Here is a 16,123-nt window from a genome sequence, read left to right on the forward strand (position 1 = left end):
AACGAGTGGCGGCAAGCCGAGATCGTGGCGGCGGCCGAGCCGCTGATGCCCGGCCACCTGGCCTTCATCCGCATCACCAGCCGACGCGATCAGGCTAGGCCGTTGATGCGCCTGTTCATGGCCTCCACGCTCATGTCGCCGCAACGGGCGCTCGACCTCACTAGAGCTCATTGGCAGATCGAGAACGGCCTGCATTGGATGCTTGATGTCCATCTCGATGAGGATCTCAGCCGTGCACGCAAGGATAATGCTCCCGCCAACACAGCCCTTCTCAATCGCCTCGCCAGAAACATCCTTCAGGCCGCCGATGCTGCCAAAGTCCCCATCAGCCATCGCATCAAGAAATGCGCCTGGAACGACGACTATCTCATCAATGCCATCACTCATATGCGATAGCCCTGCCCACGAGGGGGAGATTGGCAGCTTCGGCGCGCCGCCTAATCCTGTAACGCTGGAGATTGGCGAAAACCGACGTCACGTCCGATCTCCCCCCTCGTGGGGGAGATGGCCGGCAGGCCAGAGGGGGGCGCTGTCCCTCCGGCGTCCGTAAGCACGAGGAAAGGTCAACTCCCCGGCGGGCTCACCGGCTCCAGGGTCTTTGGCGGTGTCAGCCGGCCATGTCCAGACACGGCATTGCCGGCGTCCGGCGCCAGCCGCATGAACGACAGCGAGGCCGCCGCCGACACCGCCGCCACGATGAAGAAGGCGGTGTGAAAGTCGGCCAGCGTCAACGGGCCGCCATGGATCGTGGTCGACACTTCCAGGATGCCGCCGGCCAGCGCCACACCGAGCGCGATCGCCAACTGCTGGAACACCGCCGTGATCGGCGTCGCCTTGCTGGTGTCGGCGGCCGAAATCTCGGCGTAGGCAAGCGCGTTGATGCCGGTGAAGAACATCGAGCGGATGAAGCCCCCGGCGAGCAGCATGGCGAGGATCAGCCCATAGGGCGTGTCGGGTGTGAACAGGCCGTTGATGGCGATGGACGCGGCAGCGATGATCGAGCCTGAAATCAGCACCCGGCGGAAGCCGGCGACCCTGAAGATCAAGGCGGTAACGAATTTCATGCCTATGGCGCCGATTGCCGAGACGAAGGTGATCATGCCGGACTGGAACGGCGTCAGCCCGAAACCGATCTGGAACATCAGCGGCAAAAGAAAAGGTACGGCACCAATGCCGATGCGGAACAGTCCGCCGCCGAGCACCGACGAGCGGAACACCCGATTGCGAAACAGCTCGAGCGCCAGCAGCGGATTCTTGACGCGGCGCGCGTGCAGCAGGTAAAGCACCGCCGACGCCAGCCCGACGGCTACGGTGACAAAGCCGGCGGCGGGCGGCAGAGCCGGCAAGCTGACCACCGACAGGCCGAACACGATGCCCGATGCCGCCAACCCGCTCAGCACGAAACCGGTGAAATCGAGCGGCGGCGTCTGCGCGGCGTCGGTCTTTGGCAGGAAACGCGTGGCCAGCCAGATCCCGATCAGCCCGATCGGCACGTTGATCAGAAAAATCCAGTGCCAGGAAAAATAGGTCGTGATGAAGCCGCCTACCGGCGGGCCGACCAGCGGGCCGACCAGAGCCGGGACGGTCAGCCACGACATGGCGGCAACGAGTTCGCTTTTCGGCGTCGCGCGTACCAGCACCAGGCGTCCGACCGGCGTCATCATGGCGCCGCCAATGCCTTGCAGGAAGCGTGAGACCACGAAAGCCGGCAGCGAATTGGAAATGGCGCACGCGACCGAACCGACGATGAACACGGCGATCGCGGCACGGAAGACATTCTTGGCGCCGAAGCGGTCGGCCATCCAGCCGCTGATCGGAATGAAGATCGCCAGCGACACCAGATAGGCGGTCAGCGCCAGCTTGAGCGCGATCGGGCTGCTGTGGATGTCGATGGCGATCGCCGGCAACGATGTCGCAATGACGGTCGAATCCATGTTTTCCATGAAGAGAGCGACCGCCAGGATGAGCGGAATGGTGCGGTTCACGATGGATCCGACCTTGAAATGTGCGTCGCGATTGCTTGCCGGCCTTGGGGCCAAACCGATACGTAGGGCGGTTATCATGCCTTGGCCCGGATGTCGCATTAATTTGCCGTCACATTTGTGCGACCGCAAGTCGTGCAGCACCTGCGGCAAATGCAGCTTTGCCACTACACAACCATCGGCTTTTCAACGGCGACGGGACGTGTTACGAGCCAGCGCCAATCCTGAAAGGGAAGAAGACGAGTCGGCGCTGTCCATCAGGGCGAGCGCCTTTCCTGCATTCCGAGGGCTGGCCATGGCAAAAATCATCGAGACGTCCACCGGCGCATTGGCGCTGACCTTTGACGACGTGCTGCTGCAGCCGGGTCATTCCGAGGTCATGCCCGGAGAGACCGACATCCGCACCCGCATCGCCGGCGACATCGACCTCAACGTGCCGATCCTGTCGGCCGCCATGGACACGGTTACCGAGGCGCGGCTCGCCATCGCCATGGCCCAGGCCGGCGGCATCGGTGTCATCCACCGCAATTTCTCCCCGGCCGAACAGGCCGAGCAGGTGCGGCAGGTGAAGAAATTCGAATCCGGCATGGTGGTCAACCCGGTCACCATCGGTCCCGAGGCGACGCTTGCCGATGCGTTGGGCCTGATGCGCACCTACAGCATCTCGGGCATTCCGGTGGTCGAGAACGGCGGCGCCGGCGGCCACACGGTCGGCCGGCTCGTCGGCATCCTGACCAACCGCGACGTCCGCTTCGCGTCCGATCCGGCGCAAAAGGTCTATGAGCTGATGACCCGCGAGAACCTGATCACGGTCAAGGAGAACGTCGATCAGGACGAGGCCAAGCGGCTGCTCCATCAGCACCGCATCGAGAAGCTGGTTGTGGTCGATCGGGACGGCAATTGCGTCGGGCTGATCACGGTCAAGGACATCGAGAAGTCGCAGCTCAACCCGCACGCCACCAAGGATGCGCAGGGGCGCTTGCGCGCCGCCGCCGCCACCAGTGTCGGCGATGACGGTTTCGAGCGGGCCGAGCGCCTCATCGATGCCGGCGTCGACCTTCTGGTGATAGACACCGCGCACGGTCATTCGCAGCGTGTTCTGGATGCCGTGACGCGGGCCAAGAAGCTGTCCAACTCGGTTCGCATCCTGGCCGGCAACGTCGCCACCGCGGAAGGCACCTTGGCGCTTATCGATGCCGGCGCCGACGCGGTCAAGGTCGGCATCGGACCAGGCTCCATCTGCACCACCCGCATCGTCGCCGGCGTCGGCGTACCGCAGCTCTCGGCAATCATGTCGGCAGTCGAGACGGCGCAGAAATCGGGCGTTTCGGTTATTGCCGATGGCGGCATCAAATATTCGGGCGATCTCGCCAAGGCGCTGGCCGCCGGGGCCAGCGCGGCGATGATTGGCTCGCTGCTGGCCGGCACCGACGAGAGCCCCGGCGAGGTCTATCTGCATCAGGGCCGCTCCTTCAAAGCCTATCGCGGCATGGGTTCGGTCGGCGCGATGGCGCGCGGCTCCGCCGATCGTTATTTCCAGGCCGAGGTGCGCGACACGCTGAAACTGGTCCCGGAAGGCATCGAAGGGCAGGTGCCGTACAAAGGACCTGTGTCTGGCGTGCTGCACCAGCTTGCAGGCGGCCTGAAAGCCGCTATGGGTTATGTCGGTGGCCGCGACCTTGCCGATTTCCGCGAGCGCGCCACTTTTGTGCGGATATCCAATGCCGGACTTCGTGAAAGCCACGCCCATGACGTCACGATTACCCGCGAAAGCCCGAATTATCCTGGCGGAGCCTGACCGTCATGCGCCTTGGCGCAATCTGGCGGCAATGATCCTGCGGCTGTCGCGCCACGCGGCCGCACTCTGTGTCGCCACAGTGGCGGTTTTCATCATCATGACGGCGATGGAGTTCCTCTATTTTCGCCGATTGAGCGGCGGTCTGCCGTCGCTCGACATGCGCTATGCCGGTTTCACCCCCGATGAGGGCATGGCCTGGCTAACGGCTCTCGGTCGGCGCGGCAGCGAGATTATCCTCGTCTGGCATTACCTGACCTTCGACCTGCTGTTTCCGGCGCTGCTGTCGCTGACGATCGTCAGCCTGATCCTGGCCACGGGCCGGCGGCTGAAGAATTTCCGTGCACTGCCTGCGCAAACGCAGGCGACATTCGCAGCTGTGCTGGTGCTGCCCTACACGCTTGCCGACTATGCCCAGAACATCGCCGTGGCTCGTCTTTTGTCCGATTTTCTGTCGGCCAATCCGGATTCGCTATCCTTCGCCTCGGCGCTGATCGTCACCAAATTCGCCCTGCTGGCGATACCAGTGACCGTTATTGCGGCTTTTCATCTTGCTGGTCAGAGACAGCGCTGATCGAGACTATACCTCGAACACCGCGATCTTGCGCTTGTCGAACCTGATGGCGAGTTCGCCGCGCACCAGCTTGAGCGCGGCCTCGCCGAAAACGGCACGCCGCCAGCCTTGCAATGCCGGCACGTCGGCTTCCTCGCCCTCGGCAGCGATGCGGTCGATGTCGTCACTGGAGGCGAGTACCTTCGAGGCGACGCCTTCCCTTTCGGCAACGATCCGCAGCAGCACCTTCAGCAACTCCGCCGCGGCGCTCGACCCCTCCGGCGGCTGGAAGCTCTTCGGCAGCTTCGGCATCTCTTCCCTGGGCAGGGCAAGGGCAGCGTTGACTGCTCCAAGCAACGCCGTCGCCGTCGAAGAGCGTTCCCAGCCCTTCGGCGTGGTACGCAGCTTGCTCAGCGCCGCAGCGTCGCGCGGCGCCTGTTGCGCCACTTCGTAGATCGCATCGTCCTTGAGCACCCGGCCGCGTGGCACGTCGCGCTCGCGCGCTTCGCGTTCGCGCCAGGCGGCCACCGCCTGCACGATCGCCAGTTCCTGCGGCTTGCGCAGCCGCATTTTGAGCCGCTTCCAGGCATCCTCGGGATGCGGATCGTAGGTCTCGCGCGAGGTCAGCACGTCCATCTCCTCGTTCAGCCAGTGGGCGCGGTTTTCCCGCACCAGCTCGGCGCTGAGATGCTTGTAGACCTCGATCAGGTGGGTGACGTCGGCGAGCGCGTAGTCGAGCTGCTTTTCGGACAGCGGACGGTGGCGCCAGTCGGTGAAGCGCGAGGACTTGTCGAGCCGCGCGCCGGTGATGCGCTGCACCAGCTGGTCGTAGGAAACGCTGTCGCCGAAGCCGCAGACCATTGCCGCGACCTGGGTGTCGAACACCGGATGCGGCACCAGATCGCCGAGATGCACAATGATTTCGATGTCCTGCCGCGCCGCATGGAAGACTTTGACGATCGCCTCGTTGGCCATCAGCCTGAAGAACGGTTTCAGGTCGATGTCGGGTGACAGCGGATCAATCAGCGCCGTCACCCCGGGCGCTGCCATCTGGATCAGGCACAGGATCGGCCAGAAGGTCGTTTCGCGAATGAATTCGGTATCGACGGTGACGAATTCCGCCTTTTCGAAAGCGGCAATAACGGTCTCGAGTTCTTTCTGAGTGGTGATGACGTGCATCAAATCGCTTTTGGCAAGGGATAGGGTCTCTTTCAATTTCAGCCGCGCGCGCTTTCGTCAAGCGCAAGCACCTCTATCCAGGCTTTGCGGGTTCATCGGGATCGGCATTCCGCTTCGCCAACCGGGCAAAAACCGTAGACGTGCGCAACAGCGCCGTAAAACGGCTGCGATGGGTGGCCGGCACGGCGGAGCGCGCCTGCATCCGGTAAAGGATGACGGCCACGAAGATCGCATAGACGGTGGCGCTGAACACGAACAGCGCGCTCGGCCCGAAAAATTGCATCACCGTCGAGGCTGCGAACGGCCCGCCGATGGCGCCGAAGGAATAAAACAGCATCAAGGCAGCGTTGATCAGCACGAACTCGCCCTTGTCGGCGCGGTCGTTGGAATGCGCCGCCGACAGCGAATAGAGCGGCATGGCGAAGCAGCCGAAGATGAAGACGAGCAGGAAGTTGAGGAACGGGCTGCCGCCTGCCACGAATGCCAGGGCCAGTGCCGCCACCATCGCACAGCACGTCGTCATCAGCAGCACCGAGCGCCGGTCCCAGCGGTCGGAGAGATAGCCGAGCGGGTATTGGATTATAGCGCCGCCGAAAATGCCGACGCTGACGAAGGTGACGACGTCGGCGACAGACATGCCGATCTGCTCGGCATAGACCGGCGACAGGGTACGGAAGGCGCTGTTCGTGACGCCGACGGCGATACAGCCGAAGCAGCCGAGCGGCGAGATCCGCCAGACGCGCGCCAAATCGAGCTTGACCTCTTCGGGCGGGGCAGGATTGGAACGGTCGCCGAGCGACACCGGCACCAGCGAGAGCGTGATCATGATCGACATGATGGCGAAGATGGCAAAGCCGCCGGCGCCGAAGATCGGGATCAGGAACTGGGCGCCCGTCACCGAGCCGATGTCGACCATCCGGTAGATGGCAAGCACCCGCGCCCGGTCGGTGTTGGTGACGCCGGAATTCAGCCAGGCTTCCATGATTGTGAACAAGCCGGCGAAGCAGAACCCGCCGGCAAAGCGCACGGCGCACCACATCACCGGATCGATGACCAGCACCAGAAGCAGCGTCCCCGCCGAGGCGATCGCCGCCAGTGCCGAAAAGGCGCGCACATGGCCGACGGACTTCATGATGCGGGTAACGGCAAGGCAGCCAAGCAAAAAGCCGGCGAAATAGAACGTGCCCATCAGGCCAATCGACGAAGCGGGAAAACCCTCCTGCGCACCACGCAACGCAATCAAGGTGCTCTGCAGGCCGTTGCCGCCGAGCAGGATGCCGGCGGCGATCAGGAGCGGGATCAGCGGGCGGATGGAAGACATGAAGGAAAGCCTGTCGTTGATCCCTTCTTGAACCATCGCCTTCGCCAATACCAGCGGCAATTCCCGGCGGCGTTGGGGCCAGCCGGGGGCTGCCCGCGTGGCGCCGGACCCTCCGTGTTGGAACCAAGGCGTATCTTTGTAGTTCAGTGCTGGTGGGCGAATACGCGTCTTGTGAGCTGCCGGTGTGCGGAGACGGTGTTGGGCATCGATGTAGTTTCTGCTGCCCGGCCTGAAGCTCCAAAGGGAGGTCCGCCATCATGAAATTTCATTCCGCATTTGCGGCATTTGCCGTGGCCGCAGTTCTGGCGGCCGGGCCGGCGCGGGCTGTCGACCTCGCCATGGTGTCCGGCGATACCGGCAACGGCCAGAGAATCCTTCGCGAGATCCTCGATCAATACGAGAAGAAGACCGGCAACAAGGTTAGCGTCGTTCCGCTGCCTCCGTCGGCGACGGACCAGTTTGGCCAATACCGGCTCTGGCTCGCCGCCGGAAGCAGCGACGTCGATGTCTATCAAACGGACATCATCTGGGCCCCCCAGCTTGCAAGGCAGTTCATCGACCTGACCGAAGCGACCAAGGATGTCGTTGGCGCCCAGTTCCCATCGATCATCAAATCGCAGACCGTGGACGGTAAGCTCGTCGCCTTGCCGATATTCACCGACGCTCCGGCGCTCTACTACCGCAAGGATCTCCTCGACAAATACGGCGCCAGGGTCCCGGCCAACTGGGCTGAACTTGCCGATACCGCCAAGCTTGTCATGGACAAGGAGCGCGCGGCCGGCAACAAGGACATGTGGGGTTTCGTTTTCCAGGGCAACGCCTATGAGGGGCTGACCTGCGATGCACTCGAATGGGTGAAGTCGAACGGCGGCGGCCAGATTATCGAGCCGGATGGCACGATCTCCATCAACAATCCGCAAGCAGTTGCGGCGCTGGAAATGGCGAGGAGTTGGGTGGGAACCATCTCGCCGCCCGGCGTTCTGGCCTATCAGGAAGAAGAGTCGCGCGGAGTCTGGCAGACCGGCAACGCCGTCTTCATGCGCAACTGGCCCTACGCCTACGCGCTTGGCAACAGCGAAAGCTCCCCCATAAAAGGCAAGTTCGAGGTGACCACGCTGCCGCCGGGGTCGGGCGAGGGCGCCCGCCCGGCGGCAACGCTTGGCGGCTGGAATCTCGCGGTTTCCAAATATTCGAAGAACCCGGATGCAGCGATCGGGCTGGTCAAATGGATCGCCTCGCCTCAGATGCAGAAGTACCGCGCCTTGAAGGGGGCATATCTGCCGACCATCCAGGCACTCTATGACGATGCCGACATCGCCAGCGCCCAGCCGGTGATTCCGCGCTGGAAGGAAGTCGTCCTCAACGCGGTGCCGCGTCCCTCGGCCCAAGCCAAGAGCAGGTACAATGAGGCATCGAGCGAGTTCTGGACCGCCGTCCACAACACCATTTCCGGCGAGGGCACAGCCGCCAACAACCTTGCCGATCTGGAGTTCTCCTTGACCAGGCTCAAAGGCACCGCCTGGTGACCTCGCCGCGCTCAGGCTCGCTGCTGGCGCGTCAGCGTGCGCGCTCGGCATGGCTGCTGCTTGCCCCGATGCTCATAGTGCTCGCCGCCGTTGCCGGCTGGCCGTTGATGCGCACGATCTATTTCGGCTTCACCGATGCCTCGCTCGCCGACCTCGAAGCCCGCCGCTGGGTTGGCTTCGCCAACTATTTCTCCGTCGTGCAAATGCCGAGCGGCCGCGTCATCTACGACGGGCTGCTCGCCGATCCGGTCTGGTGGCGCGCTGTCTGGAACACCGTGCGCTTCGCGGTGATTTCGGTGACCTGCGAGACGGTGCTCGGCATGATCGTCGCGCTGGTGCTCAACACCAGGTTTCGCGGCCGCGGCATCGTGCGCGCCGCGATTCTAATCCCTTGGGCCATCCCGACGATCGTCTCGGCGAAAATGTGGCAGTGGATGCTCAACGACCAGTTCGGCATCATCAACGACGTCCTGCTCAAGCTCGGCCTGATCAGTACAAAAATCGCCTGGACCGCCAGCGCCCACACGGCGATGGTCGCCGTCCTCGTTGTCGATATCTGGAAAGCGACCCCGTTCATGGCGCTTCTCATTCTCGCCGGCCTGCAGATGCTTCCGCAAGAAATCTACGAGGTCGCCAAGCTCGACGGCGTCGGCGCGTGGAGAGTTTTCTGGAAGATCACCTTGCCGCTCATCCGACCGGCGTTGATGGTGGCCATGATCTTTCGCGGTCTCGATGCCCTGCGCATCTTCGATCTGATCTACGTGCTTACGCCAAACAACATACACACCAAGTCGATGTCGGTGTTTGCCCGCGAGAGCCTGTTTGAGTTCGACAAATTCGCTTCCGGTTCCGCCGCCTCGACGTTGCTCTTCCTTATCCTCGCCCTACTGACCATGCTCGTTCTTTGGCTCGGCCGGATAAGACTGGACAAGGACTATTGATCATGTGGGAGCACTGACCATGTGGATCGTCAAGCGCACGGCTTTCTACCTCCTCGTCGCCGTTATCGTTGTTGTCGCGGTGTTCCCGTTCTACTACGCCATCATCACCAGCCTGAAATCGGGGACGGCGCTCTTCCAGATCGACTATTGGCCGACGGCGATTACCTTTAGCAACTACAGGACCGTGTTCACCGAGGGGACCTTTTTGCGCAATCTCGTGAACTCGCTGTTCATCTCGAGCGCCGTCGTCTTCATTTCGCTGTTCCTCGGCATCACCGCTGCCTATGCGCTGGCGCGCATCCGCTTCAGAGGCCGTTCGGCACTGCTCCTCATCATCCTGTCCGTCTCGATGTTCCCGCAATTGGCGGTGCTTGCCGGGCTTTTCGAGCTAATCCGCATCTTCGGCCTCTACAATTCGCCGTTCGCGCTGATCTTGTCCTACATGATCTTCACCTTGCCGTTCACCGTCTGGGTGCTCACCGCCTTCGTTCGCGACCTGCCCATCGAACTGGAGGAAGCGGCGATCCTCGATGGCGCCACGCCCTGGATCATCATCAGCCGCGTCTTCCTGCCGCTGATGTGGCCGGCGCTGGCGACCACCGGGCTTCTCGCCTTCATCGGTGCTTGGAACGAGTTCCTGTTCGCCCTGACGTTTACCTCCAGCAACGAGCAGCGAACCGTGCCGGTGGCGATAGCGCTGCTCTCCGGCAGCTCGCAGTTCGAGATCCCGTGGGGCAACATCATGGCCGCATCGGTGATCGTCACCGTGCCGCTTGTCGTCCTCGTTCTCATCTTCCAGCGCAAGATCGTCTCCGGCCTCACGGCGGGCGGGGTGAAGGGATGAGTGCATAGTTGAACTGCCGGCACAGAGCAGCGAACTCAGATTGACGCCTCTGGCATAAATTGATGCCGGTGGGATAGGGGCGGGAAGAACGCGAACTCGACCCAGCCGCCGCTTGCCTTGACAAATGCACCCTCTCATGTGCTTTTCGCGCAAATTTTCAGGCTGGGCCATCATGCCTTGGCCGCAACCCAACATCCGGACCTTAAGAATGACAATGCATCGTTACCGCAGCCATACCTGTGCCCAATTGAGGAAGGCCGACGTCGGCTCGACCGTTCGCCTGTCGGGTTGGGTACATCGCGTGCGCGACCATGGCGGCCTGCTGTTCATCGATTTGCGCGACCATTACGGTCTGACCCAGATCGTCGCCGATCCGGATTCGCCTGCCTTCAAGATCGCGGAGACCTTGCGTGGCGAATGGGTCGTCCGCGTCGACGGCGAGGTCAAGGCGCGCCTCGCCGACACCGTGAACCCCAATTTGCCGACCGGCGAGATCGAGATTTTCGCGCGCGAGATCGAAGTGCTGTCGGCGGCCAGGGAATTGCCGCTGCCGGTCTTCGGCGAGCCGGACTATCCGGAGGACATCCGCCTCAAATACCGCTTCCTCGACCTGCGCCGCGACACGCTGCACAAGAACATCGTGGCGCGGACGAAAATCATCGCCGAGATGCGCAAGCTGATGGGCGAGGTCGGCTTCACCGAATTCTCGACGCCAATCCTGACCGCCTCATCGCCGGAAGGCGCGCGCGACTTCCTGGTGCCGTCGCGTATCCACCCCGGCACTTTCTATGCGCTGCCGCAGGCACCGCAGCAGTACAAGCAGCTGATCATGGTGTCCGGCTTCGACCGCTACTTCCAGATTGCGCCGTGCTTCCGTGACGAGGACCCGCGCGCCGACCGTCTGCCGGGTGAATTCTACCAGCTCGACGTGGAGATGAGCTTCGTCGAGCAGGAGGATGTGTTTACCACCATGGAGCCGGTGATCCGGGGGGTGTTCGAGACCTTTGCCGCCGGCAAGCCGGTGACGCAGAAGTTTCCGCGCATTGCCTATGATGTCGCCATGCGCAAATACGGCACCGACAAGCCGGACCTGCGCAACCCGATCGAGATGCAGGCCGTCTCGGATCATTTTCGCGAATCCGGCTTCAAGGTATTCGCCAACATCCTTGCCAACGATCCGAAGGCCGAGGTCTGGGCCATTCCGGCCAAAACCGGCGGGTCTCGCGCCTTCTGCGACCGCATGAACTCATGGGCGCAAGGCGAGGGCCAGCCCGGCCTCGGCTACATCTTCTGGCGCAAGGAGGGCGAGAAGCTCGAAGGCGCCGGGCCGCTGGCCAAGAACATCGGCGAGGAGCGCACCGAGGCGATCCGACAACAACTCGGCCTTGCCGATGGCGATGCCGCCTTCTTCGTCGCCGGCGATCCGAAGAAGTTCGTCTCCTTCGCGGGAGCGGCGCGGAGCCGCGCCGGCGAGGAGCTCAATCTTGTCGACCGCGACCGCTTCGAATTGTGCTGGATCGTCGACTTCCCGTTCTTCGAATGGAACGAGGAGGAGAAGAAGATCGACTTCGCGCACAATCCGTTCTCGATGCCGCAAGGTGGCATCGATGCGCTTAACGGCGAGGATCTGCTCGGAATCAAGGCATTCCAGTACGACATGGTCTGTAATGGTTTCGAGATCGCCTCAGGCGGCATCCGCAACCATCTGCCCGAAACCATGGTCAAGGCGTTCGAGACGATCGGGCTGGACCGCGAGACGGTCGAGGAGCGCTTCGGTGGCCTCTACCGCGCCTTCCAGTATGGCGCGCCGCCGCATGGCGGCATGGCGGCCGGCATCGACCGCGTCGTCATGCTTCTGGTCGGCGCGAGGAACCTGCGCGAAGTGACGATGTTCCCGATGAACCAGCAGGCCTATGATCTGTTGATGAACGCGCCGTCGGAGGCCAGCCCACAGCAGCTTCGCGAATTGTCGCTGCGCGTCGTGGCGACGAAGAAAGAGGTTTAGAAAACGCTCCGAACCGATGCTGCTGATTCATAAAAAAAGCCCGGCATCGCTGCCGGGCTTTTGCTTTGGGATCTCGGTCAGTCTTCGTTTGCCGTAACCGTCACGCCAAGCGTTTTCGGCAGGTCGAGCGGGTTGGACATGGCGCCCGCCATGATCAGCGCGAACGGCACCGCGGCCGGCGGCTCGGCCGAGACCTCGATGCTTTGCGGATCGTCGAGGAACTTGTTGACCGCGGCCGAAACCTGCGCCGTCAGTTCCGGATTGTTGAGCTGCGCCATGCCGAAGGGCACGATCGCCTTGGCCTGGTTGGCGATGTCCTTGCCGGACATGCCTTGCTGCTTGCCGGCATAATCGAGCACCTTTTTGGTCAGCGAATCGTCATCGAAGCGGATCGAGGCGCTGTTGAACGAAAGCTGCTGCAGCAGCCCGAGCATGGCCATACCTTGCGCCGAATTGTCGGCGCCTTCGGGCTGCGCCGCCATCTTTTTCTGCATCTCCTGCAGTGATTTGATGACGTCCAGCGTGTAGCCGCCGAGATCGAAGGTCATGCCGAGCGTACCTGCATTGTCGACCGATATTTCGTATTTCGACAAGTCCATCCTGCCGTCGGTAGGCTGCCAGGTGCCTTCCATCTCCAGATTGCCTGTTATGTTCTGGTAGCCGAGCGCGTTGATGACTTCCTTGGACTTCGGATCTTCGACCAGTGTCAGGTCGGCAGTGAATTTTTCCGTGGTGCCGGAAAACGCCATGGCCTTGCCGTCGGCCGGCGGCGTGATTGCGATGGCAAGCCCGTCCATCGAGAACGCAGTCTTGTCAGCCACTTTGACTGTCATGTTGTCGAGCTCGGCCGATTTGTACATCATCAGCGAGCCCAGCGGACCGGTTGCGCCTTCGGCCGGAACCGTCATGTCGTGGATGACGAAGGGGCTGAGATTGAGCGTGACGCCATCTTCGCTGTGCTCGAACGGCGACGTCGATACGGTCGCGATTTGATAGCCGCCATTGGCTTCGGTCACGCCTTCAAGCTTGACGTCGCCGATCTTGAGCGCCTCCTTTTCGGCCGCCGGTTTGACCGCTACGCCTTGCAGAACCATGCTGGAGGTGTCGCCGGTTACTCCGGTCCAGGAGAGGTCGACACCCTGGGCGGCGAGGGCAGCCTTCAGCCGGTCGGCGATCGCGGTATCCTGCGCGAATGCCGCATTCAGCGGCAGCGTCAGCAAAAAGGTCGAAAAAGCCAGTCTTTTAATAAGTGTCGAGTGTCTGATCGTCATCGAGAGCTCCCCTGAGAGTGTCCTGAAATTCTTTTCAAATCGTCGCGTCGTCACCATTCGGCGACGAACTGGACCGGAAAAAGGCGGGCCTCAGCACAATGATGGAAAATCGCGGCCAAAGGCAAACCCGATCCATCAGGCTTGCGATAGAAGCAGGATGTAACGGGTTGATGTTGGCCGGCGTCGCGACGCTTCCAATTCCTGTTGCATAATGGACGTCGCGCAAAGTGTGCTGCGGTTTTGCGATGACGACATGCATCAAAACAAGGACCTAAAGCGTCGCATGAGGCCGGTCGAACGCGACGCACTTTAGGAGGAGGCATACCGGTGCCTCTTGCCGCGAATCACCCGCTCGGCTAGTGGCAGCCCATGGGAAAAAGGCTTTTGCCGCCCGAGAGTGGCGGCGGCGACAATATCGAGCCCGTCGATCTGAAGAAGGCGCTGGAAGAGCGCTATCTCGCCTATGCGCTGTCGACCATCATGCACCGGGCGCTGCCGGACGTGCGCGACGGATTGAAGCCGGTGCATCGTCGCATCATGCATGCCATGCGCTTGTTACGGCTCAACCCCGACCAGGGTTTTGCCAAATGCGCCCGCATCGTCGGCGAGGTGATGGGCAAATTCCATCCGCATGGCGACCAGTCGATCTACGACGCGTTGGTGCGGTTGGCGCAGGATTTTTCGATGCGCTACCCGCTCGTCGACGGGCAGGGTAATTTTGGCAATATCGACGGCGATAACGCCGCCGCCATGCGCTACACCGAAGCGCGCATGACCGAAGTGTCGACGCTGCTTTTGGAAGGCATCACCGAAGACGCGGTCGATTTCCGCCCGACCTACAACGAGGAAGACGAGGAGCCGGCGGTGCTGCCCGGCGCCTTCCCGAATCTGCTCGCCAACGGCTCGTCCGGCATTGCCGTCGGTATGGCGACCTCGATTCCGCCGCACAATGCGGCCGAGCTTTGCGACGCCGCGCTTCACCTGATCGATCATCCGGATGCGCCCGTCACCAAGCTGATGGACTTCGTCCAGGGGCCGGATTTCCCGACCGGCGGCATCATCGTCGACAGCCGAGCCTCGATCCTCGAAGCCTACGAAACGGGTCGCGGTGGCTTTCGCGTCAGGGCGAAATGGAGCCAGGAGGATCAGGGCAGGGGCACCTGGAACGTTGTCGTCACCGAAATTCCCTATGGCGTCCAGAAGGCCAGGCTGATCGAAAAGATCGCCGAGCTCTTGATGGCACGCAAGCTGCCGCTGCTCGAGGATATCCGCGACGAGAGCGCTGAGGACATCCGCGTCGTGCTGGTGCCGAAGAGCCGCTCGGTCGATCCCGGCATCATGATGGAATCGCTGTTCAAGCTGACCGAGCTCGAAAGCCGCTTTCCGCTCAACATGAACGTGTTGTCGCGCGGCAAGGTGCCGAACGTGCTGTCGCTGAAAGGTGTGCTCAAGGAATGGCTGGAGCACCGCCGCGACGTCTTGATCCGCCGCTCCAAGCACCGCCTCGGCGAGATCGAGAGGCGGCTGGAGATCCTCGCCGGCTATTTGATCGCCTACCTCAACATCGACGAGGTGATCAGGATCATCCGCGAGGAGGACGAGCCCAAGCAGGTGATGATGGCCCGCTGGTCACTCACCGACACCCAGGCTGAAGCCATCCTCAACATGCGGCTGAGGGCGCTGCGCAAGCTCGAGGAATTCGAAATCCGCGAGGAATTCAATGGCCTGACCGGCGAGAAGAAGCAGATCGAGGCACTGCTTGCGTCCGACGCCAAGCAGTGGGCGACGATCAAGTGGGAAGTCGCCAACGTTCGCCAGAAATACGGGCCCGAGACCGACATCGGCAAACGCCGCACCGAGTTCGCCGACGCACCCGAGCATGACCTGACCGATATCGCCCACGCCATGATCGAGCGCGAGCCGGTCACCGTGGTCGTTTCGGAAAAGGGCTGGCTGAGGGCAATGAAAGGTCATCTGACCGACCACTCGGCCCTGACCTTCAAGGAAGGCGACAGCCTCAAGCTCGCCTTCCATGCCCAGACCACCGACAAGGTGCTGGTCTTCACCACCGGCGGCAAGTTCTACACGATCGGCGCCGACCGGCTGCCCGGCGGGCGTGGCCATGGCGAGCCGATCCGCATCATCGTCGACATGGACAACGACCAGGATATCGTCACCGCCTTCGTCCACGATCCCAAGCGCAAGCTGCTGCTGGTGTCGCATGACGGCAACGGTTTCATCGTGCCGGAAGAAGAAGTCGTCGCCAACACCCGCAAGGGCAAGCAGGTGATGAACGTCAAGGCGCCCGACGAAGCCCAGCGCTGCGTGAGCGTCGCGGGCGACCATCTCGCCATTGTCGGCGAGAATCGCAAGATGCTGGTGTTCCCGCTGGCCGAAATCCCGGAGATGGGGCGCGGCAAGGGCGTTCGTCTGCAGAAATACAAAGATGGCGGCGTCCTCGACCTCAAGACTTTCACGCTCGCAAACGGCCTGTCCTGGCAGGATTCGGCAGATCGCACCTTCACCAAATCGCGTGACGAGCTTGCCGAATGGATCGGCGCCCGCGCCTCGGCCGGCCGCATGGTGCCGAAGGGGTTCCCGCGCACAGGGAAATTTGGGTAGGCGCGCTTCTTCCTTCTCCCCTTGTGGGAGAAGGTGGCCTCGCGAAGCGAGGTCGGATGAGGGGTGTTCCAGAAAACACCGACG

General features: G+C 62.3%; 12 protein-coding genes. 8 read left to right on the plus strand and 4 right to left on the minus strand.

Annotated features, from left to right (window positions below; translation table 11 throughout):
• A partial coding sequence (locus NKH98_RS15460) for an ISAs1 family transposase (protein WP_352899588.1) occupies nt 1–396 on the plus strand: 396 nt, incomplete at its 5' end.
• Nucleotides 397–563: 167 nt separating this feature from the next.
• Here NKH98_RS15460 and NKH98_RS15465 read toward each other — a convergent pair.
• Entirely contained in the window at nt 564–1,985 is a 1,422-nt protein-coding gene (locus tag NKH98_RS15465; RefSeq protein WP_352899591.1) for an MFS transporter, read from the minus strand.
• 292 nt (nt 1,986–2,277) lie between these two features.
• On the opposite strand from NKH98_RS15465, the gene guaB reads away from it, so the two are divergent.
• Nucleotides 2,278–3,780 carry an IMP dehydrogenase gene (gene guaB / locus NKH98_RS15470; RefSeq protein WP_254817518.1) on the plus strand — a complete coding sequence of 501 codons (1,503 nt, stop codon included), beginning with the start codon at nt 2,278–2,280 and terminating at the stop codon, nt 3,778–3,780.
• A gap of 31 nt (nt 3,781–3,811) precedes the next feature.
• Complete coding sequence (locus tag NKH98_RS15475) at nt 3,812–4,351, plus strand: hypothetical protein (RefSeq protein WP_352899798.1); 540 nt, start codon at nt 3,812–3,814, stop codon at nt 4,349–4,351.
• 6 nt (nt 4,352–4,357) lie between these two features.
• Here the strand turns inward: NKH98_RS15475 and rnd are convergent, their stop codons facing one another.
• Nucleotides 4,358–5,509: a ribonuclease D gene (rnd, locus tag NKH98_RS15480; protein WP_352477130.1), complete on the minus strand. Its 1,152-nt coding sequence runs from the start codon at nt 5,507–5,509 to the stop codon at nt 4,358–4,360.
• Nucleotides 5,510–5,582: 73 nt separating this feature from the next.
• Complete coding sequence (locus NKH98_RS15485) at nt 5,583–6,830, minus strand: MFS transporter (RefSeq protein ID WP_352649937.1); 1,248 nt, start codon at nt 6,828–6,830, stop codon at nt 5,583–5,585.
• 257 nt (nt 6,831–7,087) lie between these two features.
• Here NKH98_RS15485 and NKH98_RS15490 point away from each other — a divergent pair, with 257 nt between their 5' ends.
• The 4 genes from NKH98_RS15490 (at nt 7,088) to aspS (ending at nt 12,146) form a co-directional block, all read left to right on the plus strand.
• Complete coding sequence (locus tag NKH98_RS15490; RefSeq protein ID WP_352899595.1) at nt 7,088–8,356, plus strand: ABC transporter substrate-binding protein; 1,269 nt, start codon at nt 7,088–7,090, stop codon at nt 8,354–8,356.
• A gap of 68 nt (nt 8,357–8,424) precedes the next feature.
• Nucleotides 8,425–9,297 (plus strand): carbohydrate ABC transporter permease, encoded by an 873-nt coding sequence (locus NKH98_RS15495; protein ID WP_352899801.1) that lies wholly within the window; start codon nt 8,425–8,427, stop codon nt 9,295–9,297.
• A gap of 19 nt (nt 9,298–9,316) precedes the next feature.
• Entirely contained in the window at nt 9,317–10,141 is an 825-nt protein-coding gene (locus NKH98_RS15500; RefSeq protein ID WP_352899598.1) for a carbohydrate ABC transporter permease, read from the plus strand.
• 214 nt (nt 10,142–10,355) lie between these two features.
• Nucleotides 10,356–12,146 carry an aspartate--tRNA ligase gene (gene aspS / locus NKH98_RS15505; protein ID WP_352899804.1) on the plus strand — a complete coding sequence of 597 codons (1,791 nt, stop codon included), beginning with the start codon at nt 10,356–10,358 and terminating at the stop codon, nt 12,144–12,146.
• Nucleotides 12,147–12,223: 77 nt separating this feature from the next.
• Here the strand turns inward: aspS and NKH98_RS15510 are convergent, their stop codons facing one another.
• Complete coding sequence (locus NKH98_RS15510) at nt 12,224–13,417, minus strand: aq_1923 C-terminal domain (RefSeq protein ID WP_352899601.1); 1,194 nt, start codon at nt 13,415–13,417, stop codon at nt 12,224–12,226.
• A 369-nt stretch (nt 13,418–13,786) separates the two neighbouring features.
• Between NKH98_RS15510 and parC the strand changes: the two genes are divergently transcribed.
• On the plus strand, nt 13,787–16,039 hold the full coding sequence (parC, locus tag NKH98_RS15515; protein ID WP_352899604.1) for a DNA topoisomerase IV subunit A: 2,253 nt from the start codon (nt 13,787–13,789) through the stop codon (nt 16,037–16,039).
• Nucleotides 16,040–16,123: the final 84 nt, after the last annotated feature.

Origin of the sequence: Mesorhizobium sp. M0833, assembly GCF_040319905.1 — a bacterium.
Taxonomy (GTDB): Bacteria; Pseudomonadota; Alphaproteobacteria; order Rhizobiales; family Rhizobiaceae; genus Mesorhizobium.

Bases quoted from the DNA above. Each gene is read 5' to 3' on its own strand.
- guaB (WP_254817518.1), top strand. From the start codon at position 2,278: ATGGCAAAAATCATCGAGACGTCCACCGGCGCATTGGCGCTGACCTTT.
- NKH98_RS15475 (WP_352899798.1), top strand. From the start codon at position 3,812: ATGATCCTGCGGCTGTCGCGCCACGCGGCCGCACTCTGTGTCGCCACA.
- rnd (WP_352477130.1), bottom strand. From the start codon at position 5,509: ATGCACGTCATCACCACTCAGAAAGAACTCGAGACCGTTATTGCCGCT.
- NKH98_RS15485 (WP_352649937.1), bottom strand. From the start codon at position 6,830: ATGTCTTCCATCCGCCCGCTGATCCCGCTCCTGATCGCCGCCGGCATC.
- NKH98_RS15490 (WP_352899595.1), top strand. From the start codon at position 7,088: ATGAAATTTCATTCCGCATTTGCGGCATTTGCCGTGGCCGCAGTTCTG.
- NKH98_RS15495 (WP_352899801.1), top strand. From the start codon at position 8,425: ATGCTCATAGTGCTCGCCGCCGTTGCCGGCTGGCCGTTGATGCGCACG.
- NKH98_RS15500 (WP_352899598.1), top strand. From the start codon at position 9,317: ATGTGGATCGTCAAGCGCACGGCTTTCTACCTCCTCGTCGCCGTTATC.
- aspS (WP_352899804.1), top strand. From the start codon at position 10,356: ATGCATCGTTACCGCAGCCATACCTGTGCCCAATTGAGGAAGGCCGAC.
- NKH98_RS15510 (WP_352899601.1), bottom strand. From the start codon at position 13,417: ATGACGATCAGACACTCGACACTTATTAAAAGACTGGCTTTTTCGACC.
- parC (WP_352899604.1), top strand. From the start codon at position 13,787: ATGGGAAAAAGGCTTTTGCCGCCCGAGAGTGGCGGCGGCGACAATATC.